The organism is Streptosporangium sp. NPDC003464, from assembly GCF_053588315.1.
In genome coordinates, this window is record NZ_JBSFPS010000028.1 from 14,014 (window position 1) to 37,234 (window position 23,221).

Sequence of the window (23,221 nt, forward strand, 5' to 3'; positions counted from 1 at the left end):
CCTAAGGTCTGCCGCCAACAGGAGGAGAAAGTCGTGAAGATCCTGAATTGGGCAGCGGCAGGTGTGGCCCTGCTGGCCCTCGCCGCATGCGCGCCGTCCACCGCCCCGTCCGCGAGCGGTGGCGACGACAAGTCCGGGACCCTGCGGGTGTGGCTCTTCGACGAGCCCAACCGCGCTCCCAAGGAGAAGGTCGTCGGAGAGGCGATCAAGGAGTTCACCGCCGCCAACGCGGACGTGAAGGTCGAGGTCACCTACATCCCGACGACGCCGGCCCGGCACGAGAAGTTCAAGGGCGCGTTCAACGACCCGGCGAGCGCCCCCGACGTCGCCGAGTACGGCAACACCGACCTCGCCGAGTACGCCGCCGCGGGAGGCTTCGCCGACCTGGGCGCCGACCTGCAGAGCTGGCCGGAGGGCAAGGACGTCGGCGCCGACCTGCTGAAGTCCGCGACCGTCGACGGCAAGGTCTACGGCCTGCCCTGGTACATCGGCATCCGCGCCCTCTACTACCGCACCGACGTCTTCTCGGAGCTCGGCCTCAAGCCGCCCACGACGATCGAGAGCCTCACCTCGGCCGCCCGCGAGATCCGCAAGAAGAAGCCCGAGCTGTACGGCCTGGCCGTCGGCGGCGAGTACACCTTCGGCGCGCTCCCGTTCGTCTGGGACGCCGGCGGCGACATCGAGAACCTCGACAGCCCCGAGTCCCGCAAGGGCGTGCAGGCATACACCGACCTGCTCAGCGACGACAACTGCCCGCCGCAGGCCTGCGCGAGCCTCACCGGCGGCAAGACCGTCGAGCTGTTCGCCAGCGGCAAGGCGGCCATGGGCATCCTCGGCAACTTCAGCCGCGCCGCGGTCGACGCGGGCGCGGCGGCGGGCAAGTACGCCGTGGTGCCGCTGCCGGGCGCCAAGGAGGGCTCGATCGCCCCGGCCTTCTCCGGCGGCAACAACCTCGGCGTCATGAAGAACAGCAAGCACCGCTCGCTGGCCGTGAAGTTCCTGCAGCTGCTGGGCGGCAAGGCGTACCAGACCAAGATGTACGAGGCCATGGGCAACCTGCCCACGCTGACCTCGGCCCGTGACGAGCTCGCGGCCAAGGACTCCTTCCTCAAGCCGTTCCTCGACACCGTCGCGGCCGGAACCCGTTTCGTGCCGATCGACCCGGCCTGGGTGAAGATCGACAACCAGAAGGTCATCCCGACCATGCTCCAGAAGATCGCGACCAAGCAGGCCACCGTCGAGCAGGCCACCGACGAGGCCGCGGCGGCCGTGAAGGCCGCGTTCGGCCGGTCATGACGACGGTCACCACGGCGCCGGCGGGCCCGGACACCCAGGTCCGCCAGGCATCGCCGCGTCCCGGGGGCAGGCTCCGGCCCTGGCTCTACCTGCTGCCGTCGGCGGCGGTGCTGCTGCCGCTCTTCGGCTATCCGATCTACATGCTCGGCCTGCTCTCGGTGTTCGACTACCGGCAGGCGCAGGTCAGCGGGGGCGAGCCGACGCGCTTCATCGGCGCCGACAACTACACGGCGCTCCTGGGCGACCAGCGCTTCTGGTCGGTGCTGGGGCAGACCGTGGTGTTCGCCGCCGCCCTGGTGGTCGCGACGCTGGCCGTCGGCGCGGCGCTCGCCGTCGTGCTGACCAGGGCCGGCCGGGTGCCCCGTCTGCTGCTGTCGCTGGCGGCCATGGCGGCCTGGGCCGCGCCCGCGATGACCGGGGCGACGGTCTGGATGTTCCTCTTCGACGCCGACCTGGGCCTGGTCAACCAGCTCCTGGGCATCGAGGGCTACAACTGGTTCTACGACAAGTGGGTCACCTTCGGCATCGTCGGCGCGACCGTGGTCTGGCACTCCTTCCCCTTCGTCATGGTGACGCTCTACGCCGGCATCCAGGCCATCCCGGGCTCGGTGCTGGAGGCGGCCTCGCTCGACGGGGCCTCGGCGTGGCACACCTTCTGGCGGATCATCGTGCCGATGCTGCGGCCACTGATCACGATCGTGGTCATCCAGTCGATCATCTGGGACTTCAAGATCTTCACGCAGATCTACGTGATGACCAACGGCGGCGGCATCGCGGGCCAGAACTCCGTGCTCAACGTCTACGCCTACCAGACCGCCTTCGGCTCCTCGGAGTACGGGCTCGGCTCGGCCATCGGCGTGATCATGACGCTGATCCTGCTCGCGGTCACCCTGCTCTACATCCGCGCCCTCTACCGCAGCGGGGAGAAGCTGTGAGCAGATCCCGCCTGATCGCCAACGCCGTCGCGGTGGCCGCCGCGGTCGTCACGTTCTTCCCGATCTACTGGATGGTGCTCTCGGCGCTCAAGCCCGCCGGTGAGATCCAGTCGCTGGAGGTCCGCCCCTGGACCCTGGCGCCCACCTTCGAGCACTTCCAGCGCGTGCTCGGCGGGGAGAACTTCGGCCGCTACTTCCTCAACAGCCTCGTCGTCGCCCTGACGGTCGTCGTCCTGTCGGCGGTGGTGGCCTTCCTCGCCGCCGTGGCGGTGACCCGGTTCCGTTTCCGGTTCCGCACCACCGTGCTGATCATGTTCCTGGTGGCCCAGATGGTGCCGGTGGAGGCGCTGACCATCCCGCTGTTCTTCCTGGTCCGCGACATCGGCACGGTGGTGCCGGGGGTGGGGCTCAACACGCTGGGCTCGCTGGTCCTGGTCCACCTGGCCTTCTCGCTGCCGTTCGCGGTCTGGATGATGCGGGGGTTCGTGGCCGCGGTGCCCGAGGCGCTGGAGGAGGCCGCGATGATCGACGGCGCGAGCCGCCCGGTCATCCTGTGGCGGATCCTGTTCCCACTTGTCGCGCCGGGCCTGATCGCGACCAGCGTGTTCTCCTTCATCACCGCCTGGAACGACTTCATCTTCGCCAGGACCTTCATCATCTCGGCCAAGGACAGCCAGACCCTGCCCGCGGCCCTGCTGGTCTTCTTCAAACCCGACGAGAACGACTGGGGGGGAATCATGGCGGCCTCGACGCTGATGACCGTTCCCGTGCTGATCTTCTTCGTGGCCGTCCAGCGCAGGCTGGTGGCGGGGCTCGGCGGGGCGGTGAAGGATTGACCCCCCAGCGCCCGACCCCGTACGGGCAGACCCCCGGGGCACCGGCCTCTCCCGGGCAGACCCCCGGGGCACCGGCCTCTCCCGGGCAGACCCCCGGAACGTCTGCCTCTCGCAGACAGCCCTCCACGGAGTCCGTTTCTTCCGGGCAGTCCTTCACGGAGTCCGCTCCTTCCGGGCAGCTTTCCGGGGCAGCGGCCGCCTACGGGCTGATCCCGCGGCCGTCCTCGGTCCGGCCCGGCTCCGGCGAGTTCACGCTGACGCCCGGCACCGCCCTCGACGCGCCGGCCGAGCTGGCCGGGGTGGCCGCCTGGCTCCGCTCGGCGCTCGGCCCGGCCGCCGGGTGCGCACTGCTGCCGTCAGGGGCCGGCGCCGCTGACGGGGACGGCCCCGGAGACCTCGGCGGCCCCGGCGGCTCCGGAAACCCCGGCGGGCCCGGAGACCCCGCGGACCCCGCAGGCCCCGGGGCGGGGGAAGGGCCGGCGGCCGGAGGGGAGGGACGCGTCGTGCTGGCGCTCGGCGCCGACCTGGCGGCCGAGGAGTTCCGCCTCCGGATCACCCCTTCCGGCGTGCGGATCACCGGCGGTGACGCCGCCGGGGTGTTCTACGGTGCGCAGACCCTCCGGCAGCTGCTCCCGCCCGCCGCGCTGCGCCGCGCGCCCGTGGCGGGCGGCCCGCTGACCGTGCCCGCCGTCGAGATCGAGGACCGGCCCCGGTACGGCTGGCGCGGATGCATGCTGGACGTCGCCCGGCACTTCATGCCCAAGGCGGACCTGCTGCGCTTCGTCGACCTGCTCGCCCTGCACAAGCTGAACGTCCTCCACCTCCACCTGACCGACGACCAGGGCTGGCGGGTGGAGATCGCCAAATACCCGCGGCTGACCTCGGTGGGGGGCTGGCGGCCCTCGACCATGCTCGGCTCCCGCCAGCACGGGGCCTTCCTGCCCCGCCCGCACGGCGGTTTCTACACCGCCGACGACGTGCGGGAGATCGTCGCCTACGCGGCCGAGCGGCACATCACCGTGGTGCCCGAGATCGACCTGCCCGGCCACACCCAGGCCGCGGTCGCCGCCTACCCCTGGCTCGGCGTGGCGCCGGCCGAGGGGGCGCCGCCGGTCGAGGTCCGCACCTCGTGGGGGGTCTCCGAGCACGTCCTCGACGTCACCTCCGCCGCGGCGCTGGACTTCTGCCGTGACGTGCTGGACGAGGTCATGGAGCTGTTCCCCGCCTCCCACGTGGGCATCGGCGGAGACGAGTGCCCCGGTGACGCCCGTGCGCGCGCCGCCTTCGTCACCGCCCTGGCCGAGCACGTCACCGGCCGGGGGCGCGTGCCGTACGCCTGGGACGAGATCCTGGAGTGCGGTGCGGTCCCCGGGGTGACGGTGGCCGCCTGGCGCGGGCCGGGCGCGGCGGTCGAGGCGGCGCGGGCCGGCCACCGGGTGGTCTCCTGCCCGGACATGTCCGTCTACTTCGACTACCGCCAGTCGGAGCTGCCGGAGGAACCCATCCCCGTCGGCCCGCCGCTCTCCGTCCAGGACGTCCACGCCTTCGACCCCGAGCCGGAGGGGCTGAGCCCGGCCGAGCGCTCCCGCGTGATCGGGGCGCAGTGCAACGTCTGGACCGAGCACATGGACAGCCCGCGGGCCGTCGACTACAAGGTCTTCCCCCGGCTGTGCGCGTTCGCCGAGACCGTGTGGTCGGCCGAGCGCGCGCCGTACCCGGACTTCGCCCGGCGGCTGGAGACGCACACGGCCCGGCTCGACGCGCTGGGAGTGGAGTACCGGCCCGCGGCGGGCCCGCACCCGTGGCAGAGCCGCCCCGACGCCCCGGGCTGGCCGATCAGCAGGGCACAGCGGGAGGCCATGATCGCCGAGTTCGGCGTCGGGGAGGTCCGGGGGTAGGCGGGCGCCGCGCCGCTCATGACCCGTCTCGGCTTGGCGGGATACCGATGATTTTCGCCCGGTCCCGGGGCTAGCTGTCGCTCGGGACGCTTGACAGGCCAAAATTGGTCCGTGGTCAGGATCGGATCGGTAGAGATGAGCGATTGCGAGCGTGGGCAACTTCCGCCAGTGCTGGGACAGCTGTTCGCCGACGGCGGTGACGGACGGACGCTCTCGGCCGAGCTGCCGCCCGGAGACGTGGTCTGGCCCGACCCTGGTTACGCTCGGTTCGCCATCGACCACCGTCCGGCGTTCTGGCTGAGCGACACGGCGGTCTCCGCCGAGCTCTGGGCCGAGCTGCGGGCCGAGCACGGCCGCTCGGGCCTGTGGCCGGTGCTGCTCGAGGACTCCGTCCAGCCGTGGTCGGCCGGGCAGATCGCCCCGGACGCGGCCGCGGAGATCGACAACTACCACGCAGCCGCGTTCATGGCCGAGGTGTGGTCGGACTGGATCGAGAAGGCCCACGCCGACCAGCTCGAACTGCTGGCCCCCTTCGGCCCGCAGTGCCCGGGGCCGGCCGCGTCGGGGGAGCTCGCCGCCGACCCCGGCGTGGTCGCCGACTGGTACGCCGGGCTGGTGGCCGAGCGCAGGACCCCGCTCGGGCTGGTCGCCGCCGAGCGGGGGGCCGACGCGCTGGCCGTCATGGGGTGGCAGGGCGCGCTGAACCACAACGAGTGGATGGTCCCGCTCGCGGCCGTGGTGCGGAGCTGGGAGGACAGGTTCGGGGCGCGGGTGGTCGGCATCGGTTTCAACACCCTGGACCTGAGCGTCGCCGCGCCCCCCGTCACCCCGGAGCACGCCCTGCACGTCGCCGCCGAGCACTGGACCTTCTGCCCCGACAGCGTCATCTACAGCGCCGGGACGCTGACCGACTACGCCGAGCAGATCAGGGGCCGGAACGCCTGGTCGTTCTGGTGGGACTGATCATCGGAGCAGGAAGTCCCGCAGCAGCGGGAGATAGCGGGGCTGCTCGGTGGTGATGGAATGGCCCGCTCCCGCGAGGCGGACGAGCGTGGAGCCCCGCAGGGCGCGCCGGTAGTCCTCGGCCACCTCGGGCTTCAGATAGTCGCACTCGCCCCGCAGGATCAGCGCCGGGACCTCGACCGCGCGCAGCGCGGGGCGGGGATCGGCGGCCCGTTCGGCATCGGCCGAGGTGAGCTGGTTGACGTAGAAGCCGGGACGGTTGTCGTGGACAGGGGCCGCCGGAGCACCCGGGCACCGGGTGGCGTCCTTGCCGGTCAGCAAGACACGCCGGAACCACGGGTCGGCCTCGTCGTCGGGCACCAGCGCGTGGGCGGCGTCCGGGTTGACGCCCATCAACACGCTGTGGACGATCATCCTCGGGGTGTCGGTCAGCTCGTCCCGCAGGCGGGTCTGCGCGGGCGGGAGCCCGCCCCACGGGTCGCCGGTGTCGTGGTCCGGGTAGGCGCCCTCCCAGAGCGGCCCGGGGGAGACGAAGACCGCCTTGGCCACGTGCTCGGGGTGGGCGGCCAGGTAGCGCGCGGTGAGCGAGCCGCCCCAGGATCGGCCGACGAGGATGAGCCTGTCGGCCCCCAGGACGTGCCGGATGGCTTCGAGGTCGGCCACGTGCCGGGCGACGGTGTAGCCGGTGACATCGGCCAGCCGGGTGGACCGGCCCGCCCCGACCTGGTCGTAGGCGTAGACGTCGAAGCCGCGGTCGGCCAGGGCGCGGGCCGCGTCGGGGGCGCCCTCGCCGGGCGTGCCCGGACCGCCGTGCAGGAAGATCACCGGCGTGGGTCGGGGCTCGGCCGCCCTGGTCACGGTGTAGGCGATCCTGGAGCCGGTGGGCAGGTCCCAGAAGGCGACGCCGGCCGGGGCCGGGGCCGTCGGACCCCCGGGCATCGGCCGGAACACGGTGACCGCTGCGGTCGCCGCGACGGCGAGGGCGACCGATCCGGCCAAGGCCGCCGCGACGGGTCCTGGACGGCGGATCACCAGCAGGGCCAAGGCGAGCCGGATCAGCGGGAACCCGGTGACGAGCGTCGCGCCGAGTGCCGCCGCGCAGAGGAGCGGGATCACCGCCGTGACGGCGGCGCCCCCGAAGAAGGCGGCCCCGCCCGCGGCCACGGCCACGATCGCGGCGACCGGCAGCAGGACGCCTCCCGCCAGGCGGCGCACGAGAGCCGGGCGGCGGGAGCCGGTCGGGCGCGCTCCGACGGGGGCGGAGTCCGGGACCGCGGTGGCGGCGGGTCCGGAGGTAACGGAAGTGGCGGGCATCGAGGGGACGGGTACAGCGGCGCGGTGGCCGGGGATGGCGGCGGAGGGGAGGGGTGGCGGGGGAGGGGGCTCGTCTTCCATGGCTCTCACGCTAGGAGCGGGGAACGCGGTGATCGCCCTCCTTCAGGACCGTCCCCACCCCCGCCGTGCGGCGGGGGTCCTCTCGCCCGGGGGACGGATGCCGCCGGCGGCCCCGTCCTCGTCCTCGGACCGGACAGCCGTCCGGACGGGCCCGTCCCGCCGACGTCGGGAGCCCAGCGCCCAGCGTCCGGAGCCCGAAGCCCAGTGCCCAGCGCCCAGCGCCCGAAGTTCGAAGCCCGAAGCCCGAAGCCCAGCGCCCGACGCCCAGCGCCCAGCGCCCAGTGCCCAGCGTCCGGAGCCCGACGCCCGGCGACCGGCCTGGACGCCGCGTCGCGCCGGTGCGGTCGGGACGTCGTGGGAGGCGGGGTCCCCCGGGACGTCGCGGGAGGCGGGGTCACCGCATCCCGGGACGGACCAGTCCGGCCTCGTAGGCGGCGATCGTGGCCTGGACGCGGTCGCGGACCCCGAGCTGGGCGAGGATCCGCGCGACGTGGTCCTTGACCGTGGCCGGGCTGATCCCCAGGGAGGCGGCGATCTCGGCGTTGGACAGGCCCCGGGCGACGTGCAGGAGAACCTGGGTCTCTCGGGGGGTGAGACCAGCGACGCGGGCGGTGTCAGCCGGGCCGGCGCCGGCGGCGAAGCGGTCGAGCAGCCGCCGGGTCACCCCGGGGTCGAGCAGCGCGTCACCCCTGGCGACCACCCGGACCGCGTCGATGACCCGTTCGGGGTCGGCGTCCTTCAGCAGGAACCCGGCGGCTCCCGCGCGCAGCGCCGCGAACACATACTCGTCCAGGCCGAAGGTGGTGAGCACCACCACCTTCACGCCCGGGACCTCCGCCGTGATCCGGGCCGTGGCCGCGAGCCCGTCGAGGCCGGGCATCCTGATGTCCAGGACGGCCACGTCGGGCAGCAGGGACGCCGCCTGGGCCACGGCCGTCCCGCCGTCGGCGGCCTGGCCGACGACGGTGATGTCCGCTTCGGCGTCGAGCACCGCGGTGATCCCCACCCGGACCACCGCCTGGTCGTCGGCGACCGTCACCCGGATCACGCCGGCCTCACCTCCGGCAGCCACACCCGCACCCCGTCCTCCGTCTCGGTGACCGTACCGCCTGCGGCGTCGGCCGTGGCGCGCACCTTCCGGGCCTCGGCCGGGCCGGACAGCGCCAGGCCGTCCGGAAGGTAGGCCACGGTCACCGTCACGCCGCTCATGCCGTTCATGCCGTTCATGCCGCTCATGCCGCTCACACCGCCGGGCAGCATGGCTTCGGCGATCCGGTAGGCGGCGACCTCGACGGTGGCGGGCATCGGCCGGCGCGTCCCCGTGTAACGGACGGCGGTGTGGCTCCTGGCGGCCAGGGCGGAGATCGCGGCGATGACGGGGGGAAGGGCGTCGTCGGCGGGATCGTCGCGCAGCTCGCCGAGGAGTTCGCGCAGCGCGGTGAGACCGGCCCTGGCCTCGGTCAGGACGGTGTCGAGGCGCCGCTCGTCGGCCGCCCTGACCGCCGACTCGGCCCGCGATCTGGCGGTACGGCGCAGCCCGGCGGCGATCCGGTCCCGCTCGGCCCGGGCCGCCGCCGCCGCGTCCCGGTCGAGCCGGTCGCGCTCCAGCGCCGCGGCGTCCCACAGCCGGCGCCGCCGCCCGCCGACGGACACGCCCGCGGCCCACACCGCGACGGTGGGGACGGCCAACGCCGCCGTGAGCGTCGCCCAGACGGCTGTCGGCGGCCCCGTCAAGCCGTCGACCAGGGGGTAGGCGCCCAGGGCCGCCACCGCGAGCGGGGCCGGCCAGCCGCGCCCGCCGTACGCGCCGACGCTGTAGATCAAAGTCAGCTCCACCCACCAGCACAACAGCACCAGCTGCGCCGACTCCGGCGCGGTCCACCCGGCCGCGTCGCACCACAGCCAGGCCGACAGCACCGACTGCGCCGCGGCCAGGCTCGGCCACGGCAGCTCGCGACGCCACCTCAGCGGCAGGGCGTGCAGTACGAGCAGGACCGACAGCAGCGCTCCGGACGCCGGGGTCGCGAACGGCTCAGGCGCCTCCGCGTGGAGCAGCCCGGCTCCGGCGGGCAGCGCCACGGCCAGTACCACCAGGGCCCAGTCCAGCGCCGCCGTCCCCCGCCAGCCCACCGCACGGCCGTGCCGGTGGGCGTCCCGTCGGCTGTCGTCGTGGCGGAGCCGGGGGAACGGGCGGGGGCGGCCGAGGGCGGGGGAGGAGGCGGCCGTGAGCGGGAGGCGGGCCTGGACCGTCCAGCCGCGGGGCGGCGGGGGAGTCCGCGCCGTCTCCGGCGCGGACGCGGGTCCGTACGGCGGGGCGCGATGCGGGAGGGGGCCGGTGCGCCCGCTGGTGCGCAGACCGCTGTCCGGGCCGGTGCGCCCGCTGGTGCGCGGGTCGTTGCCCGGGTCGAGGCGCCGGCCGGTGCGTGGGTCGCTGTCCGGGTCGCTGTCCGGGTTGCTGTCCGGGTTGCTGTCCGGGGCGGGGCGCGGGCCGGCGTGCAGGGTGCCGCCGAGGGCGCCGACGGCCCGGCGCAGGGTGGCGAGGCCGGCGCCCGTGCCCAGGCCGGAGACGGTCGCCGGGCCGCCGTCGTCGGTGACCGTAACCACCAGTCGGCCGGTGGCGGCCTCCGCCGCCGGGGGGCCGGCGACGACGGATGTGACCCCCGGGTCGCTGGCCGGAGCGGGCACCGGGCCGGTGGCGGCCGGTGCCGCCGAGGTGTCGTGGACGGCTTCCACCCGGACGTGGACGGCGGCGCCGGTGGCGTAGCGCATCGCGTTCGTCAGAGCCTCGCGGACCACGCGGAAGGCGACCGCGGCGAGTTCGGGCGGCGCGGTGGCGACCGTGCGGTGGTAGGTCACGCCGGGACGGCCGATGAGGAGGGTGTCGATGTCGCCGAGGGCGAAGGTACGGCCGCGGCGGTCCAGGGCGCAGAGGCGGTCGAGTTCGGCCACGGCCTGGCGGCCCGCGTCGGCGGCGTGGGTGACGGCCTCGGCGGCGCGGACCGGGTCGTCGAGGCGGAGGGCGGCGGCCGAGGCGACCACGATCCCGGTGAGCCGGTGGGCGGCCACGTCGTGGAGTTCGGCGGCGAGGCGGTCGCGTTCGGTGATGGCGGCCAGCCGGGGCACGGCCTCGGCGGCGGCCCGGTAGGCGGCGAGCGCCGCACGGTCGGCCCTGCGGCGACGGTGGGAACGCCCGATGGCCCATGCCATCGCGGCGCCGCCCGCCGTGAGCCCTCCCGCGCCGACGGAGTCCTGGAGACTCCCGCCGTGCATGACGGCCACGAGGGTGACGGCCGGCGCGGCGGCGACCGCTCCGATCGCCGCCGGCCCGGCCGTGCCGTACACCGCCAGTGCGTAAAGGACCGTGAGGAGCACCGCGCAACCGAGGGCGATCAGCACGGGCCCACACTACTGTCGGCATCGCCTACGGCCGCGGGTCCCGGGCGGCGCTCACCCGGACGGCGGACCCGGGCCGCCCGCCGGATCCGCCGGGACGCCGGAGCCCGGGGGCTGGGAGAAGCCCGTGGACGGTGGGTGCGGGAGCCGTTGACCGGGCTGGGACCGGTGGCCTTTTCCCGCCGCCGGCGTCGGCGGTGCCGATCTCGTCCCGGTCCTGCGGCGGATGGATGCCATGACCGCGGCTTTGCCCGGGATGGGGACGGGCGTTCCTGGATCTTCCGGAGAGCGGGCACAGGCCCGGCTGATGGGTGTTTTCCTCGACTCATAGGCGTGTACGGAGGTAATGAGGGCCGCCGACAAAGGGCCGGCACGCCGGCCGCGGCCATGGTGAGGGAGATCCCGCCCCTGTCCGCCGAGGGGCCGCATTCAGCCGGGAGAAGGGGCGTATCCCCAGCTCAACAGCTTGATCACTGATAAGCCGTTAAGTAACTCTCCTAACAGTTCCAATGGGGTCGGCGTTCCCGGTAGGCACGGTCAAGGCTTGACCAATGGCCTTTTCTTGGCTGTTGAGGTAGATCTTCTGGGGTTTCCATGGGTTTTGTTTTGCTTTGTCCCTGAATGGGGGGTAGTGTCCTATTCGTGATCGGTTGGCGACCTGCCCTTCAATAGAAGGAGCGGCCGGCCGACGTCGAATCCCGGAGGCCCTCAGGGTCACGGGAACCGGGGACCCACTTCTTGGGGTGAATCCGCCGCGAACGTGCGGCGGTAGGGCAACTCCACCGCCCGAATCCGTCAGCTAACCCGGTAGACGAGATGGAGAGGAGATCACCACATGGGGCACCACGCCCTCTTGCCGCCGGCGTCCACCCCGTTGGTGCCGGCCCTCTAAGACTTCCTCGCCGCGTCCGAACGCGGCCCCCCGCCGCGCTCCGCGTAGCGCCAGCACAGCTTGCTACGCCTCTTCTGTCCTGTGAGCGCGTATCCGCCTGCGCCTCTTCACGGCGCACGCGCCTCCCCGTTCCCTCGCGAAAGAGTCTTTTTACCTCATGCGTTTCTCCCTTGGTATGCGTAAGAACCGTTTCGTGGCCGCCGCCCTCCTCGGTGCGAGTGTCCTGACCTCCTCGGCCGTCGTCTCGGCTCTCCCCGCAGCGGCCGACACCGGCGCCTCCACCCCCGGCTCCGGCTCCGGCTCCGAGGTCGCCCTCCTGAAGGGCTCGACCAAGGCCTCCTACTTCTGGGACGACTCCTCCGGCCGCGCCGGGGACACCGGCCTGCCCGCGAGCGGCAAGCCGATGCAGAAGGGCATGATCGCCAGCCCGAGCTGGCCGCTGATGACCGAGGGTTACGTCGTCTACAAGGGCAAGAAGGCCAAGTTCTTCGTCGGCGACCGCGGCCCCGGCGTGCCCTCCAGCAGCGGTGTCATGATCGACCTCGACGCCAAGACCTTCGCCGACCTGACCGGCGGCACGTTCAACTCCGACACGCTCGGTGTGGACGGCAACGGTGGCATGGGCCACATCAAGGTCGACTACGTCATCACCAAGTGGGGCAGCGGCCCGGGCAAGAAGAACCAGCCCGTGCCGTTCTCCGCGGGCGCGTGGGGCCGGATCGACAACAACCCGGCCACCCCGCCGCAGGTGGTCAACAAGTAACCCCGAGGCTCGCCTCCCCAGCGAGACTCGCCCCCGCAGAAGCTCGCCTCCCGCGAAGACAGGAGCGGACGCCCACACCGGGCGTCCGCTCTTGCTCTCATTTCCACAGAATGACATTCTGTCCGGCATGACCAGCATGGCATCCGGTGCGGCGGGAGCGCCATGACCCGGCGCGCCCGGGCGAACGGCATCGAGCTCGCCTACGACACCTTCGGCGCGCCCGGAGGCCGCCCGCTCCTACTGATCATGGGGCTCGGCGCCCAGCGCATCCACTGGGACGAGGGGCTCTGTGAGCTGCTCGCCGACCGCGGGCACCACGTGGTCCGCTTCGACAACCGGGACGCCGGGGAGTCCACCCACCTCCACGGCGCCGCCGTGCCCGCCTTCGGCGGCGACGGGCAGCCCCCCTACCTGCTGGGCGACATGGCCGACGACGCCGCCGGGCTGCTCGACGCGCTCGGGTGGGAGTCCGCCCACGTGGTCGGCGCCTCGATGGGCGGCATGATCGCCCAGACGCTGGCGATCCGCTCCCCGCACCGGGTGCGCAGCCTCACCTCCATCATGTCCACCCCCAGCGTGCACGCCGCCCCGCCCACCGAGGCCGCGATGGCGGCGCTCATGGCGCTCGTCTCGCCCGACCGCGAGGCGGCCATCCGGCAGTCGCTGCTGACCTGGGAGGTCATCGGCTCGCCGGGCTACCCGCTCGACCGCGAGCGGATCGCCCGGCTGGCCGGGCTGAGCTACGACCGCTGCTACGACCCGGCGGGGACGGCCAGGCAGCTCGCCGGGATCATCGCCTCCGGCGACCGCGCGCCGCTGCTGAAGAACATCACGGTGCCCACCCTCGTGATGCACGGCGAGGACGACCAGCTCGTGCCGCTGCCCGGCGGGGTCGCCACGGCCGAGGCGGTCCCCGGGGCCAGACTGATCACCTTTCCCGGCATGGGCCACGACCTGCCGCGCCCGCTCTGGCCCGAGTTCGTCGCCGCGATCGACGAGCTCACCTCCGCCGCCGAGCGTTGAGCTCCGGTACGGCCCGCGCCTCCCGGGGCGCAAGCCGTACCGGAGGATCAGATTTCGAGCTTCTCCTCGATGCCGCGCATGTTGTGCCGCGCGAGCGCCAGGTTGGCCCGGCTGCGGTCCAGCGCCAGATAGAGGAAGAGCCCCTTGCCGCCCCGGCCGCTGACCGGGCGGATCACGTGGTACTGGCCGCTGAGCGTGATGAGGATGTCCTCGATGCCGTCCTTGAGGCCCAGCGACTCCATGGTCCGCATCTTGGCCTTGACGACCTCGGTGTTGCCGGCCGCGGCGATCTGGAGGTCCAGGTCCTTGGAGCCGCCGAGGGCGCCGAGGGCCATGCCGCTGTTGTAGTCCACGACCACCGCGCCGAGGGCACCGTCGATCGCCATCATCTCCTTGAGAGAGATGTCCATGTTGCCCATGTCTTCTCCGATCACTGGGATATCGATATGCGGGACGTGATGGCGGCCAGGCTCGCCGCCGTCTTGCGGCCCTCCAGTCGCAGCAGCCCGAGGTTGGTCCCCGGGCGGGCGAGAACTGTGAGGACGATTTCTGGGCCCGCGGCGTAGAAGGCCGCGTAGCCGTTGGTGCCCGAGATCAACGTCTCCTCGAAGGCGCCCTTGCCGGCCATGTCCGTCATCCGGCGGCTGAGGGCCAGCATCGCCGACGACAGCGCGCCGATCTGCTCGACGTCGCCGTTGAGGTCGCTGGCTATCGTCAGGCCGTCCACGCTGCACGCGATGCTTCCGTTCACATCCGTCATGCGCTCCCGCAGCAGCGCCATCTCCCGGCGTATCTCGTCACGTAGCAGCGCCGCCTCCCGGCGCACCTCGTCACGCGCTTCCACGGGCGTCCTCCTTCCGATCAGCTTCAGCGTCCGCAGCCTTATAGGCATCGGAACAAGCTCACCGAGCACCTGCGGCGTGGATGTCCCGTCCTGCGGGGCGGGGAGGGGGTCAAGTGAGTGCCTCCAATGCGTCTCTGAGCCGGATGAGCAGGTTCACGTCGGTGGGGTCGCCCGTCGTCCGGGGGAGCGGCGTGGCCGGCCGCGCCGCGCCCGCCGGCTGGGGGCGCGGTGCCGCCGGGGCGGCCGGGGGGTCGCCGGCCTGTCCGGTGCCGCCTTTCGGGCGCCGGGGCAGCGGGCCGGGCGCGGCGGGTCCGGCGGGCCCGGCCTGCGGGATGTGCAGCAGCCCGGCCGCGGCCAGCTGCCGTACGGCGAGCAGCACCGAGTAGGCCGGGCGGCCGAGCCTGCGCGCCAGGTCGCAGGGGGTCGCCGCCGAGTCGGCGCCGACCAGCACCTCCCACTGGAGCGAGGTCAGCACCACCCGCTGGGCGGGGATGCGGCCCACCGGGACGACCGGGAGCGAGTCCAGCTCGGCGGACGGCCATGCCTGGTCCAACTGTGCCCTCCTTCGCCGGCACTCCCGGAGCAGCCCGGTCACGTCGAAGTACCACTGGGGTCCGAGCCAGTGCCGGTCGCCCGGCCGGAACCTCGGCCGCTGCCCGGTGGCGTCGAACAGGAAGTACACGGCGTCGAGCACCGCGCTCAGCACGCAGAACTCCAGCTCGCCCCGGGTGAGCACGCCCTGGGCGACCAGCAGTTCGCCGCCCCGCAGGTCCTCGGTGGCGGCCTGTCTGGCCTGCCGTACGGCGTGGGCGGAGACCCTCCGGCCGGCGGCCAGCAGGTCCTCCGCCCGGGGGGCCGCCGGGCTCTCGGCGTAGGTCACCCGGCCGCCGGTGAGGTAGAACATCCCCGCCTTGCCCAGCCGCAGCGCGCCGGTGGCACGCTCCTCCGCGAGCCCGCTTAGTACGCTCTCCACGGTCGCCATGGCGTCACGTGGTTATCAGGCGGCCGGCGAGCGCCTGGAGCCGGTGGCGGGCCAGGGCGAGATTCGAGCGCTCCAGATCGAGCCGGACGTAAATCACCAGAGGACCGTCGAAAACCGTTTCCAGCGGTCTCAGTAAATGGTGTCCGTTATCCGTGCTTATAATCATGTCGCTGATCCGGACCGTCCCGCTGGGAGAAGTCGCGGCGAGCCCGTCCAAGGTCGCCCGCAGGGTCTCGTTCAACCCCGCGGCCGACTTCTCCGCGTCGGTGTGACGGCTCCCGCCGCCGACCGCGACGGCCATCCCGCTGGTCTGGTCGACCAGGATCGCGTCCAGCGCGCCAGGGATGGCCATGACCTCAGCCAGGCAGTCTTCGATTCCGAGCACGGGCTCTCCCTCGCCAACGACTACACGACGTCGCCCGGTCAGCGTAGGGATACCACCTGGAGCCCAAAGTGCCCCGATTAGAACTGATAGGTGGGGAGATGAAGGATTTTGATATCCAGGTATAAGGATCTATAACCCGAGGGAGAAAGCCTCCGTCAATCCTCGGCGATAAGCGCCTGCTCGTCCGGTTTGAAAATAAGAACGTTCTTCACATAAGAGTCCACGGCGGCGGGGAGACCGACGTCGTTGCCGGCCGCCTCGGACATGTACCAGCGGTGGTCGAGCACCTCGTGGAAGAGCTGGGCCGGCTCCAGCTTGTGCCGCAGCTCCTGCGGGACGGCCTCCACCGTGGGGTGGAAGACCTCCGCCAGCCACCGGTGGGCCACGATCGCCTCGTCCTCGTGGCGCAGGCCGTAGGACACCCGGAAGGAGTCGAGGTCGTTGAGCAGCCGCCTGGCCTGGTTCTCCTCCACGTCCAGGCCGGTGAGCCTGAGCAGCCTGCGCTGGTGGTGGCCGGCGTCGACGACCTTGGGGCGGACGATCAAGCGGCCCGTGCCCGCCTTGCGGCGGACCATCATCTCGGCGACGTCGAAGCCGAGCGAGTTCAGCCGGCGGATCCGTTGGTCGATCATGTGCCAGTCGACCTCATCGATGATCTCGTCGGAGGTGAGCTCGCTCCAGAGCCCGCGGTAGCGCGAGCAGACCGAGTCGGCGACCTCCTCGGGATCGATGGAGGGGTGGAGCAGGCCGCCCGCCTCCAGGTCGAGCATCTCGCCGAAGATGTTGGTGTGCGCGACGTCGATGTCGTACAGCCGCTGGCCCTCGCTGATCATGGGGTGGAGCTCCCCGGTCTCGGCGTCGACCAGATACGCGGCGAAGGAGCCGGCGTCGCGGCGGAACAGGACGTTCGACAGCGAGCAGTCGCCCCAGTAGAAACCGCTCAGGTGCAGCCGGACCAGGAGTACGGCCAGCGCGTCGAGCAGCCGGTTGAGCGTTTCGGGGCGGACCGTCCCCGACATGACCGCCCGGTAGGGCAGGGAGAACTGCAGGTGCTGGGTGATCAGCGCGGAGTCGAGCGGCTCACCGTCCGCGCCGGTCCGCCCGGTGACCACGGCCACCGGCTCCACCGAGGGCGTGTCCAGCCGGTTGAGGTCCCACAGCAGGCGATACTCGCGCTTGGCGTAATACTCGCTGATCTCCTTGATCGCGTAGACCTTGCCGGAGAGCCGGGCGAAGCGCACCACGTGCCGGGAGATGCCGCGCGGCAGCGAGACCAGGTGGTGCTCCGGCCACTGTTCGAGCGGGACGTCCCAGGGCAGGCGGATCAGGTCCGGGTCGCCGGGGGCGCCGGTGAGCTGGAGGGGCATCGAGTCAGTCCTCGCGACGGGGGAATCGGGGAGGGGAGAAGGCCCGCTGGACCACCGCGGAGAGCTGCTCCTCGGTGAGCACCCGGGGCTCCCCGACGGCCTTGGCCCGCACGTAGACCTCGCAGAGCCACTCCAGCAGCCGGGTCGCCTCGAAGGCCGCGTGCAGGTCGCCGCCGACGGTGACCCCGCCGTGGTTGGCCAGCAGCGCGGCCCGCCTGTCCTTGAGGGCGGCCCTGACGTTGGCCGCCAGCTCCGGGGTGCCGTAGGTGGCGTAGTCGGCGACCCTGACGGCCCCGCCGAGCAGCAGCGTGTTGTAGTGGATCGGCGGCAGCTCGGTCATGGTCGTGGCGACCACGGTGCCGAAGGTGGAGTGGGTGTGCACGATCGCCCCGGCGTCGGTGGTCGTGTAGACGGCCAGATGCATGGGCGTCTCCGAGGACGGCTGCAGCTCCCCCTCCACCAGGTGGCCCTCGACGTCGATCACCGGACAGGCCTCCGGTTCGAGCCGGTCGAGGGAGATCCCGCTGGGCGTCACCGCGATCAGATCGCCGGCGCGCGCGCTCAGGTTTCCGGCAGTGCCGACCACCAGTCCGGTCTCGGCGGCCCTGCGGCCGTATTCACACAGCAGACGACGCTGCTCCGCCAGCAACATGTCAGCAAAAGTAGGGGGTTGCGGTAGTAGGCGGCAAACCTTCATCATCTGGTCTAGACCGGTTGCCGTTGTGTGACCGGAGGAAGGACCTGATCCCTTACTCCCCGACATGTCCTAAGTCAATGGTCAAGCTGGGCATATGGGGTAATGTGTGCCGATCTGTCAGGGGAATGGGCTCCTTTGGCGTTTGATTGCTACCGGATATGTCGCGAGGACATTACGGCTCGGTCTAGACCGGCTGGGACCTCTTGACGGTGGACTTCGGTGGTACATACCTTCGGGCAAACGTTTAGGAAACTTTCCTAACTGATCCCCCGCTCAGGAGGGTTGCGATGTCCAACTCGGCCGGTACGCCCGGAGATATCACCCGGCGGCAGATGCTCCGCCGGATCGGTCTGACCGCTCTGGTCGCCGGCCCCGGCGCCGGGCTCCTCACCGCCTGCGCCACCGGTGGCGGCTCCGCCCCCGCGGCCACCACCTCCGCCGCCCCGTCCTCGGGGGGCGCGGTCTCGGCGGCCAACCCGTTCGGCGTCGCCGCCGACGCCCCCCTCGAGGTCGTCATCTTCAAGGGCGGTCTCGGCGACAGCTACGCGACCGAGGTCCACGAGCCGCTGTACAAGAAGGCGTTCCCCAAGGCCACGGTCAAGCACGTGGCCACCCAGCAGATCGCGCAGACCCTGCAGCCGCGCTTCGCCGGCGGCGACGTCCCGGACATGATCGCCAACTCCGGCACCGACCTCATGGACAACGGCGCCCTGCAGCAGGAGGGCCAGCTGCTGGAGCTCACCGAGCTGTGGGACGCCCCCTCCATCGACGACCCGAACAAGAAGGTGCGCGACATGGTCGCGCCGGGCACCGTCGAGTCGGGCCTCATCGCCGGCAAGCCGTACCTCATGAACTACGTCTTCTCGGCCTACGGCCTCTGGTACGACTCCGCCCTGTTCGAGAAGAACGGCTGGACCCCGCCGAAGACCTTCGAGGAGTTCAAGGCGTTCTGCGAGAAGGCCAAGGCCGCCGGGGTCGTCCCGTTCGCGTACGCGGGCAAGAACGCCTCCTACTACGCCTACTGGATGATCCTCATCTCCGCCGCCAAGATCGAGGGCAACCAGCTCCTGATCGACATCGACAACCTCACCGACGGCGTCTGGAAGCGCGACTCGGTCAAGCAGGCCGCCGCCGCCTGGGCCGAGATCGGCAAATACATGGACAAGTCCTTCGAGGGCCTGATCCACACCGACGTGCAGACCCGGCAGAACCAGGGCAAGATCGCCCTCTACCCGTCGGGCTCCTGGCTGGAGAACGAGCAGAAGAGCCAGACTCCCAAGGAGTTCAAGTACGCGCTGACGCCCACCCCCAGCGTCACCGCGGCCGACAAGATGCCCTTCGAGGCCATCCGCGCCGCCGCCGGCGAGGCGTACATCGTCCCCGCCAAGGCCAAGAACCCCAAGGGCGGCCTGGAGTACCTGCGCATCATGCTCTCCAAGGAGGGCGCGCGCGGCTTCACCGAGAAGTCCGGCAACATCACCGTCGTGACCGGTGCCGCCGACGGCCTGGACCTGACCCCGGGCAACGCGAGCCTCAGCGCCGCGCAGACCGCGGCCGGCTCCAACATCGTCACCTTCAGCAGCTTCGAGAACTGGTACAAGGAGTTCGAGACCGAGCTGCGCAAGCAGACCAACGCGCTCATGTTCGGCCGCATCTCCGCTGACGAGTTCTGCGACAAGATGCAGAAGGCCGCCGACAAGACCAAGGCCGACTCCTCCATCACCAAGCAGAACCGGACGGTGTAGGCACCGATGCGGCATGGCAGGTATCCGTTCATCGTCGGCTTTCTCGCCGCGCCGGTGATCCTCTACGTGGTCTTCGTGATCAGCCCGTACGTCCAGGCTTTCTACATCGCGCTGACCAACTGGAAGGGCATCTCGGCGAATCCTCAGTTCGTCGGCCTGGAGAACTTCTCCCGGCTGCTGGACGACGAGGTCTTCTGGGCCGCGGTGCGTCACCACGGGCTCCTTCTGCTTGTCATGCCGCTGGTCACCATCGTGATCGCCCTGTTCTTCTCCTTCCTGCTCAACCTGAGCGGCGGGCAGCGGGGCGGTCAGATGACCGGGATCTGGGGTTCGAAGGTCTATCGGGTGATCTTCTTCATGCCCCAGGTCCTCGCCGTCGCCATCGTCGGCGTCCTCTTTCAGACGATCTACCGCCCGGACGAGACCGGCGTGATCAACGGCCTGCTCGGCAAGGTCGGCATCGACCCGGTCGGCTGGCTCATCGAGCCGGACCTCGCCCTGTGGGCGATCATGGGCGTGGTGGTCTGGCAGGCCGTCGGCTTCTACGTGGTCCTGTTCTCGGCGGGCATGTCCTCCATCCCGAAGGACGTGTTCGAGGCCGCCGCGCTGGACGGTGCGGGCCGCTTCACCCTCTTCTTCAAAATCACCCTCCCGCTGCTGTGGGACACCATGCAGGTCGCCTGGGTCTACCTGGGCATCGCCGCCTTCGACTGCTTCGCCCTGGTCCAGGTGCTCTCGGTCGACCGCGGCGGACCCGACAACTCCACGACGGTGCTCCCGCTGGAGATCTGGCGGACGGCGTTCAACTTCTCCAAGTTCGGCTACGCGTCGGCGATGGGCGTGGCGCTGTTCTTCATGACCATCACGTTCGCGGCGCTCACCCTGCGCGTGACCCGGCGCGAGAGGATCGAGTTCTGATGGCTGCGGAAACGGCGTACAAGCCGGCCACCCGGTCGGGCGCCATGCACGGCAGGCCGAAGCGGCGCAAGAACCCGCTGGGCGCTTTCGGCGCCCTGTCCCATGTCGCGCTGCTGATCTGGGCGATCCTGATCATCGGCCCGATCCTGTGGACGTTCCTGGCCTCCTTCAAGACCAACGCCGAGATCTTCGGCGACCCCATCACGCTGCCGGCCTCCCTCGGCTGGGACGCCTGGGGGCGGGCCTGGGAGAAGGCCCACATCGGCCAGTACATGATCAACACCGTCTTCGTGGTGGTGTGCAGCACGGCCGCGACCATGCTGCTGGGCTCGATGGCCGCCTACGTGCTGGCGCGCTACGCCTTCCCCGGCAACCGGGCGATCTACTTCCTGTTCGTCTCCGGCATGACCTTCCCGGTCTTCCTCGCCCTGGTCCCGCTGTTCTTCGTGGTGAAGAACCTCGGCCTGATCGACACCCACCTCGGCGTGATCCTGGTCTACACCGCCTACTCGCTGCCGTTCACCGTCTTCTTCCTGTCGGCGTTCTTCAAGACGCTGCCCACCTCGGTGGCCGAGGCGGCGATGATGGACGGCTGCTCCCACACCCGGACGTTCTTCCAGATCATGGTGCCGATGGCCAGGCCCGGCCTGGTCAGCATCACGATCTTCAACGTCCTGGGTCAGTGGAACCAGTATCTCCTGCCGATCGTGCTGCTGTCGGGCAACGTCGAGAACAAGTGGCTGATCACCCAGGGCATCGCGAACATCTCCACCAGCGCCGGCTACGAGGCCGACTGGCCGGGCCTGTTCGCCGCGCTGAGCATGACCATCATCCCGGTGATGATCATCTACATCATCTTCCAGCGCCAGATCCAGTCGGGTCTCACCTCCGGCGCCGTCAAATAATCGCACTCGGCCGGTAATCCCGGAGGGGCACTGGGGAGTCGTCCTTAGTCGGAACCCGCCCCCAACCCCCCGGAGCCCCCTCCATGGTCGACCTGGAACCACCGGCCTTCCCCTTCCCGTTCTTCGGGGCGGGGGAGGCCAACTACTACATGTGGGCCGAAGTGCACGTCCGCTTCGCCCGCGAACCCACGAGCTCCCAGCGCGCGGCCATCGTCGGCGGCGTCCCGGCCCCGCTGCGGGGAGCGGTCGACTGGTGCGAAGGGCGCCAGCTCATGGTGGCCAGCGGCCTGTCCCTGCACGGCGCGGTGGTCCGCGCCTACCCCGCCGCCGGGGGTGAGGCCGACCGGGTCGGCGAGGACGGCTGGCTCTACGCCGCCCCCTCCCGGATCGCGGCCCTCAACGCCGACATCGAGACATGGCTCCGCCGCGTTCACGGCCAGTGCCCGATCCTGGCCGCCTACCGCGCCGAGGATCCCGACAGCGGCGGCACCCTCCTGTCGCCCTGGCACGACTGGAGCCTGGCCCGGCTGCCCGACCTCCTGCCGGAGCTGGAGCGGGTCCTCGACCACGGCGGCCACGCCCCGTCCATGGCCCGGGGCATCATGGCCATGGCCCGCCGGGCCAGCAGGCTGCCCCGGATTGGCGTGTTCGCCGCCGACGTGGTGTCCTGGACCGATGGACCTGCTTGACGACTCCGCGGTGGACCGGAGACTGGCCGACGTGCCCGAATGGCGACGCGAGGGCGACGAGATCCGCCGGACGATCAACGCCCCCGACTTCCCGGCCGCGATCCGCATCGTCGACGAGATCGCCGTCGAGGCCGAGAAGCTCAACCACCATCCCGACATCGACATCCGCTGGCGCAACCTCCACCTGGCCCTCTCCACCCACGACGCCGGCGGCCTGACCGAGCTGGACTTCACCCTCGCCGCCCGCATCGACGAGATCGCCGCCGCGCACACCTGAGCGGCCCCGGGGACCGTACGGCCCCGCCCCCCGAGGGCGGCGGGCCGTACGGTCCTCGGGTTCCCGACCCCGCCCTGTCAATCATGACCAAGGAACTTGATGCTCGGCGGGGCATGAGGTGCCGGCCTGGGCCGGAGTGGGTGAAGGTCTACGCGCGCGGTACGGCGGCGCCGTCGATGAAGTCGCGGGTCAGCTCGGCGCCGTCGTCGGTGGTCTGGCCGCTGCCGCTGAAGTTGGGACGCACGACGGTTTCTGGTCCGGGCGAAGTGGTCGACGACGTTGCCGAATACCCCCTCGGCGTCGCCTCCGGTGCCGTGTACTAGGACGAGGCCCGGGCCATGGCCGTCGACCTCGTGGTGGACGCGGGTGCCGCGGGCTGTGGTGAAAGGCATGACAGACCATCACTCATTGAGTCAGCTCTCATAATGTGAGCGCTAAGATAATCAGCGCTTGTGTGAGTGACAATTTAATGAGCGATCACCTAATTCTCGGGAGGGCCCATGGCCGACGCGGTGGCCGCGATGCTGGAGCAGTGGAGCCGCGAGCGGCCCGACATCGACAGCTGGCCGATCAGCGTCGTCGGCCGGATCATGCGCATCTCCCGCATGTGGGACAGGGAGATCAAGGAGTTCCTGGCCGGATACGACCTCGAGCCCGGCGAGTTCGACGTGCTGTCCACGCTGCGGCGGTCGGGCGCGCCGTATGCGATGAGCGCGGGCGCGTTCCTCAAGACCTCTCTGGTCACCACCGGTGCGATCACCCTGCGGGTGGACCGGATGCACGAAAAGGGCCTGGTCACCCGCACCCGCGACGAGAGCGACCGCCGCTCGGTCAAGATCCGCCTCACCGAACGCGGCCTGGAGCTCGTCGACCTCATCCTGCCCGTGCGTGTGGCCTACGACGCCCGCCTGCTGCGGGCCCTCGGCCCCGACGACTGCCGGCACCTGGCGGCGACACTGGCCACCCTGCTGGAGTCCTACGGCGACACCCCGGCTCCACCGGCAGCCGGCAAGTAGGT

General features: G+C 71.3%; 22 protein-coding genes and 1 riboswitch. Of the genes, 13 read left to right on the top strand and 9 right to left on the bottom strand.

Annotated elements, in window-relative coordinates; translation table 11 throughout:
• Positions 1-33: 33 nt before the first annotated feature.
• From ACWDS7_RS09205 to ACWDS7_RS09225, 5 genes are all read left to right on the top strand, one after another.
• The gene (locus ACWDS7_RS09205) at positions 34-1,296 is read left to right on the top strand and encodes an extracellular solute-binding protein (RefSeq protein ID WP_306865593.1); all 1,263 of its coding nucleotides are present in this window, start codon (positions 34-36) and stop codon (positions 1,294-1,296) included.
• Positions 1,293-2,231 (top strand): carbohydrate ABC transporter permease, encoded by a 939-nt coding sequence (locus ACWDS7_RS09210; protein WP_306865596.1) that lies wholly within the window; start codon positions 1,293-1,295, stop codon positions 2,229-2,231. Before ACWDS7_RS09205 ends, ACWDS7_RS09210 begins: the two co-directional genes overlap by 4 nt.
• Positions 2,228-3,067, top strand: a complete 840-nt coding sequence (locus ACWDS7_RS09215) for a carbohydrate ABC transporter permease (RefSeq protein ID WP_451928824.1) — start codon at positions 2,228-2,230, stop codon at positions 3,065-3,067. Before ACWDS7_RS09210 ends, ACWDS7_RS09215 begins: the two co-directional genes overlap by 4 nt.
• A 209-nt stretch (positions 3,068-3,276) precedes the next feature.
• Positions 3,277-4,965 (top strand): beta-N-acetylhexosaminidase, encoded by a 1,689-nt coding sequence (locus ACWDS7_RS09220; RefSeq protein ID WP_451928850.1) that lies wholly within the window; start codon positions 3,277-3,279, stop codon positions 4,963-4,965.
• 168 nt (positions 4,966-5,133) lie between these two features.
• Entirely contained in the window at positions 5,134-5,928 is a 795-nt protein-coding gene (locus ACWDS7_RS09225) for a DUF4253 domain-containing protein (RefSeq protein ID WP_306865602.1), read from the top strand.
• On the opposite strand, the gene ACWDS7_RS09230 is transcribed toward ACWDS7_RS09225, so the two are convergent.
• From ACWDS7_RS09230 to ACWDS7_RS09240, 3 genes are all read right to left on the bottom strand, one after another.
• Complete coding sequence (locus ACWDS7_RS09230; protein ID WP_451928825.1) at positions 5,929-7,323, bottom strand: alpha/beta fold hydrolase; 1,395 nt, start codon at positions 7,321-7,323, stop codon at positions 5,929-5,931. It lies immediately after the preceding gene.
• 394 nt (positions 7,324-7,717) lie between these two features.
• Positions 7,718-8,371: a response regulator gene (locus ACWDS7_RS09235; protein ID WP_451928826.1), complete on the bottom strand. Its 654-nt coding sequence runs from the start codon at positions 8,369-8,371 to the stop codon at positions 7,718-7,720.
• Positions 8,368-10,719: a histidine kinase gene (locus tag ACWDS7_RS09240; protein WP_451928827.1), complete on the bottom strand. Its 2,352-nt coding sequence runs from the start codon at positions 10,717-10,719 to the stop codon at positions 8,368-8,370. Before ACWDS7_RS09240 ends, ACWDS7_RS09235 begins: the two co-directional genes overlap by 4 nt.
• Positions 10,720-11,395: 676 nt before the next feature.
• Positions 11,396-11,545, top strand: a riboswitch (cyclic di-AMP (ydaO/yuaA leader).
• Between the two features lie 238 nt (positions 11,546-11,783).
• Here ACWDS7_RS09240 and ACWDS7_RS09245 point away from each other — a divergent pair.
• Complete coding sequence (locus ACWDS7_RS09245; RefSeq protein ID WP_451928828.1) at positions 11,784-12,371, top strand: hypothetical protein; 588 nt, start codon at positions 11,784-11,786, stop codon at positions 12,369-12,371.
• 162 nt (positions 12,372-12,533) lie between these two features.
• The gene (locus ACWDS7_RS09250) at positions 12,534-13,394 is read left to right on the top strand and encodes an alpha/beta fold hydrolase (protein ID WP_451928829.1); all 861 of its coding nucleotides are present in this window, start codon (positions 12,534-12,536) and stop codon (positions 13,392-13,394) included.
• A 47-nt stretch (positions 13,395-13,441) separates the two neighbouring features.
• Here the strand turns inward: ACWDS7_RS09250 and ACWDS7_RS09255 are convergent, their stop codons facing one another.
• From ACWDS7_RS09255 to ACWDS7_RS09280, 6 genes are all read right to left on the bottom strand, one after another.
• A complete protein-coding gene (locus ACWDS7_RS09255) occupies positions 13,442-13,813 on the bottom strand; it encodes a hypothetical protein (protein ID WP_306875565.1) in 372 nt (123 codons plus the stop codon).
• 11 nt (positions 13,814-13,824) lie between these two features.
• Positions 13,825-14,238, bottom strand: coding sequence for a roadblock/LC7 domain-containing protein (locus tag ACWDS7_RS09260; protein ID WP_451928830.1), 414 nt, complete (start codon positions 14,236-14,238; stop codon positions 13,825-13,827).
• A gap of 109 nt (positions 14,239-14,347) precedes the next feature.
• Positions 14,348-15,211 carry a DUF4388 domain-containing protein gene (locus ACWDS7_RS09265; RefSeq protein WP_451928831.1) on the bottom strand — a complete coding sequence of 288 codons (864 nt, stop codon included), beginning with the start codon at positions 15,209-15,211 and terminating at the stop codon, positions 14,348-14,350.
• Between the two features lie 13 nt (positions 15,212-15,224).
• Entirely contained in the window at positions 15,225-15,605 is a 381-nt protein-coding gene (locus ACWDS7_RS09270) for a roadblock/LC7 domain-containing protein (RefSeq protein ID WP_306865619.1), read from the bottom strand.
• Between the two features lie 155 nt (positions 15,606-15,760).
• Positions 15,761-16,972 carry a DUF4032 domain-containing protein gene (locus ACWDS7_RS09275; RefSeq protein WP_451928832.1) on the bottom strand — a complete coding sequence of 404 codons (1,212 nt, stop codon included), beginning with the start codon at positions 16,970-16,972 and terminating at the stop codon, positions 15,761-15,763.
• A 4-nt stretch (positions 16,973-16,976) separates the two neighbouring features.
• Positions 16,977-17,624 carry a class II aldolase/adducin family protein gene (locus ACWDS7_RS09280; RefSeq protein ID WP_451928833.1) on the bottom strand — a complete coding sequence of 216 codons (648 nt, stop codon included), beginning with the start codon at positions 17,622-17,624 and terminating at the stop codon, positions 16,977-16,979.
• A 332-nt stretch (positions 17,625-17,956) separates the two neighbouring features.
• Here ACWDS7_RS09280 and ngcE point away from each other — a divergent pair, with 332 nt between their 5' ends.
• The 6 genes from ngcE to ACWDS7_RS09310 all read left to right on the top strand — a co-directional run bounded on the left by ngcE (position 17,957) and on the right by ACWDS7_RS09310 (position 23,219).
• Entirely contained in the window at positions 17,957-19,414 is a 1,458-nt protein-coding gene (gene ngcE, locus ACWDS7_RS09285) for an N-acetylglucosamine/diacetylchitobiose ABC transporter substrate-binding protein (protein ID WP_451928834.1), read from the top strand.
• Positions 19,415-19,420: 6 nt separating this feature from the next.
• Positions 19,421-20,332 (top strand): carbohydrate ABC transporter permease, encoded by a 912-nt coding sequence (locus tag ACWDS7_RS09290; protein ID WP_306865626.1) that lies wholly within the window; start codon positions 19,421-19,423, stop codon positions 20,330-20,332.
• On the top strand, positions 20,332-21,237 hold the full coding sequence (locus tag ACWDS7_RS09295) for a carbohydrate ABC transporter permease (protein WP_306865628.1): 906 nt from the start codon (positions 20,332-20,334) through the stop codon (positions 21,235-21,237). Before ACWDS7_RS09290 ends, ACWDS7_RS09295 begins: the two co-directional genes overlap by 1 nt.
• A gap of 83 nt (positions 21,238-21,320) precedes the next feature.
• Positions 21,321-21,926, top strand: a complete 606-nt coding sequence (locus tag ACWDS7_RS09300; RefSeq protein ID WP_451928835.1) for a hypothetical protein — start codon at positions 21,321-21,323, stop codon at positions 21,924-21,926.
• Positions 21,913-22,203: a 4a-hydroxytetrahydrobiopterin dehydratase gene (locus tag ACWDS7_RS09305; RefSeq protein WP_306865632.1), complete on the top strand. Its 291-nt coding sequence runs from the start codon at positions 21,913-21,915 to the stop codon at positions 22,201-22,203. Before ACWDS7_RS09300 ends, ACWDS7_RS09305 begins: the two co-directional genes overlap by 14 nt.
• 500 nt (positions 22,204-22,703) lie before the next feature.
• Positions 22,704-23,219: a MarR family winged helix-turn-helix transcriptional regulator gene (locus ACWDS7_RS09310; protein WP_451928836.1), complete on the top strand. Its 516-nt coding sequence runs from the start codon at positions 22,704-22,706 to the stop codon at positions 23,217-23,219.
• Positions 23,220-23,221 lie beyond the last annotated feature (2 nt).

Excerpts from the sequence above, each read along its gene's own strand:
- ACWDS7_RS09210 (WP_306865596.1), top strand. The coding sequence starts at position 1,293 with ATGACGACGGTCACCACGGCGCCGGCGGGCCCGGACACCCAGGTCCGC.
- ACWDS7_RS09230 (WP_451928825.1), bottom strand. The coding sequence starts at position 7,323 with ATGGAAGACGAGCCCCCTCCCCCGCCACCCCTCCCCTCCGCCGCCATC.
- ACWDS7_RS09245 (WP_451928828.1), top strand. The coding sequence starts at position 11,784 with ATGCGTAAGAACCGTTTCGTGGCCGCCGCCCTCCTCGGTGCGAGTGTC.
- ACWDS7_RS09250 (WP_451928829.1), top strand. The coding sequence starts at position 12,534 with ATGACCCGGCGCGCCCGGGCGAACGGCATCGAGCTCGCCTACGACACC.
- ACWDS7_RS09255 (WP_306875565.1), bottom strand. The coding sequence starts at position 13,813 with ATGGGCAACATGGACATCTCTCTCAAGGAGATGATGGCGATCGACGGT.
- ACWDS7_RS09275 (WP_451928832.1), bottom strand. The coding sequence starts at position 16,972 with ATGCCCCTCCAGCTCACCGGCGCCCCCGGCGACCCGGACCTGATCCGC.
- ACWDS7_RS09280 (WP_451928833.1), bottom strand. The coding sequence starts at position 17,624 with ATGTTGCTGGCGGAGCAGCGTCGTCTGCTGTGTGAATACGGCCGCAGG.
- ngcE (WP_451928834.1), top strand. The coding sequence starts at position 17,957 with ATGTCCAACTCGGCCGGTACGCCCGGAGATATCACCCGGCGGCAGATG.
- ACWDS7_RS09290 (WP_306865626.1), top strand. The coding sequence starts at position 19,421 with ATGCGGCATGGCAGGTATCCGTTCATCGTCGGCTTTCTCGCCGCGCCG.
- ACWDS7_RS09295 (WP_306865628.1), top strand. The coding sequence starts at position 20,332 with ATGGCTGCGGAAACGGCGTACAAGCCGGCCACCCGGTCGGGCGCCATG.
- ACWDS7_RS09300 (WP_451928835.1), top strand. The coding sequence starts at position 21,321 with ATGGTCGACCTGGAACCACCGGCCTTCCCCTTCCCGTTCTTCGGGGCG.
- ACWDS7_RS09305 (WP_306865632.1), top strand. The coding sequence starts at position 21,913 with ATGGACCTGCTTGACGACTCCGCGGTGGACCGGAGACTGGCCGACGTG.
- ACWDS7_RS09310 (WP_451928836.1), top strand. The coding sequence starts at position 22,704 with ATGGCCGACGCGGTGGCCGCGATGCTGGAGCAGTGGAGCCGCGAGCGG.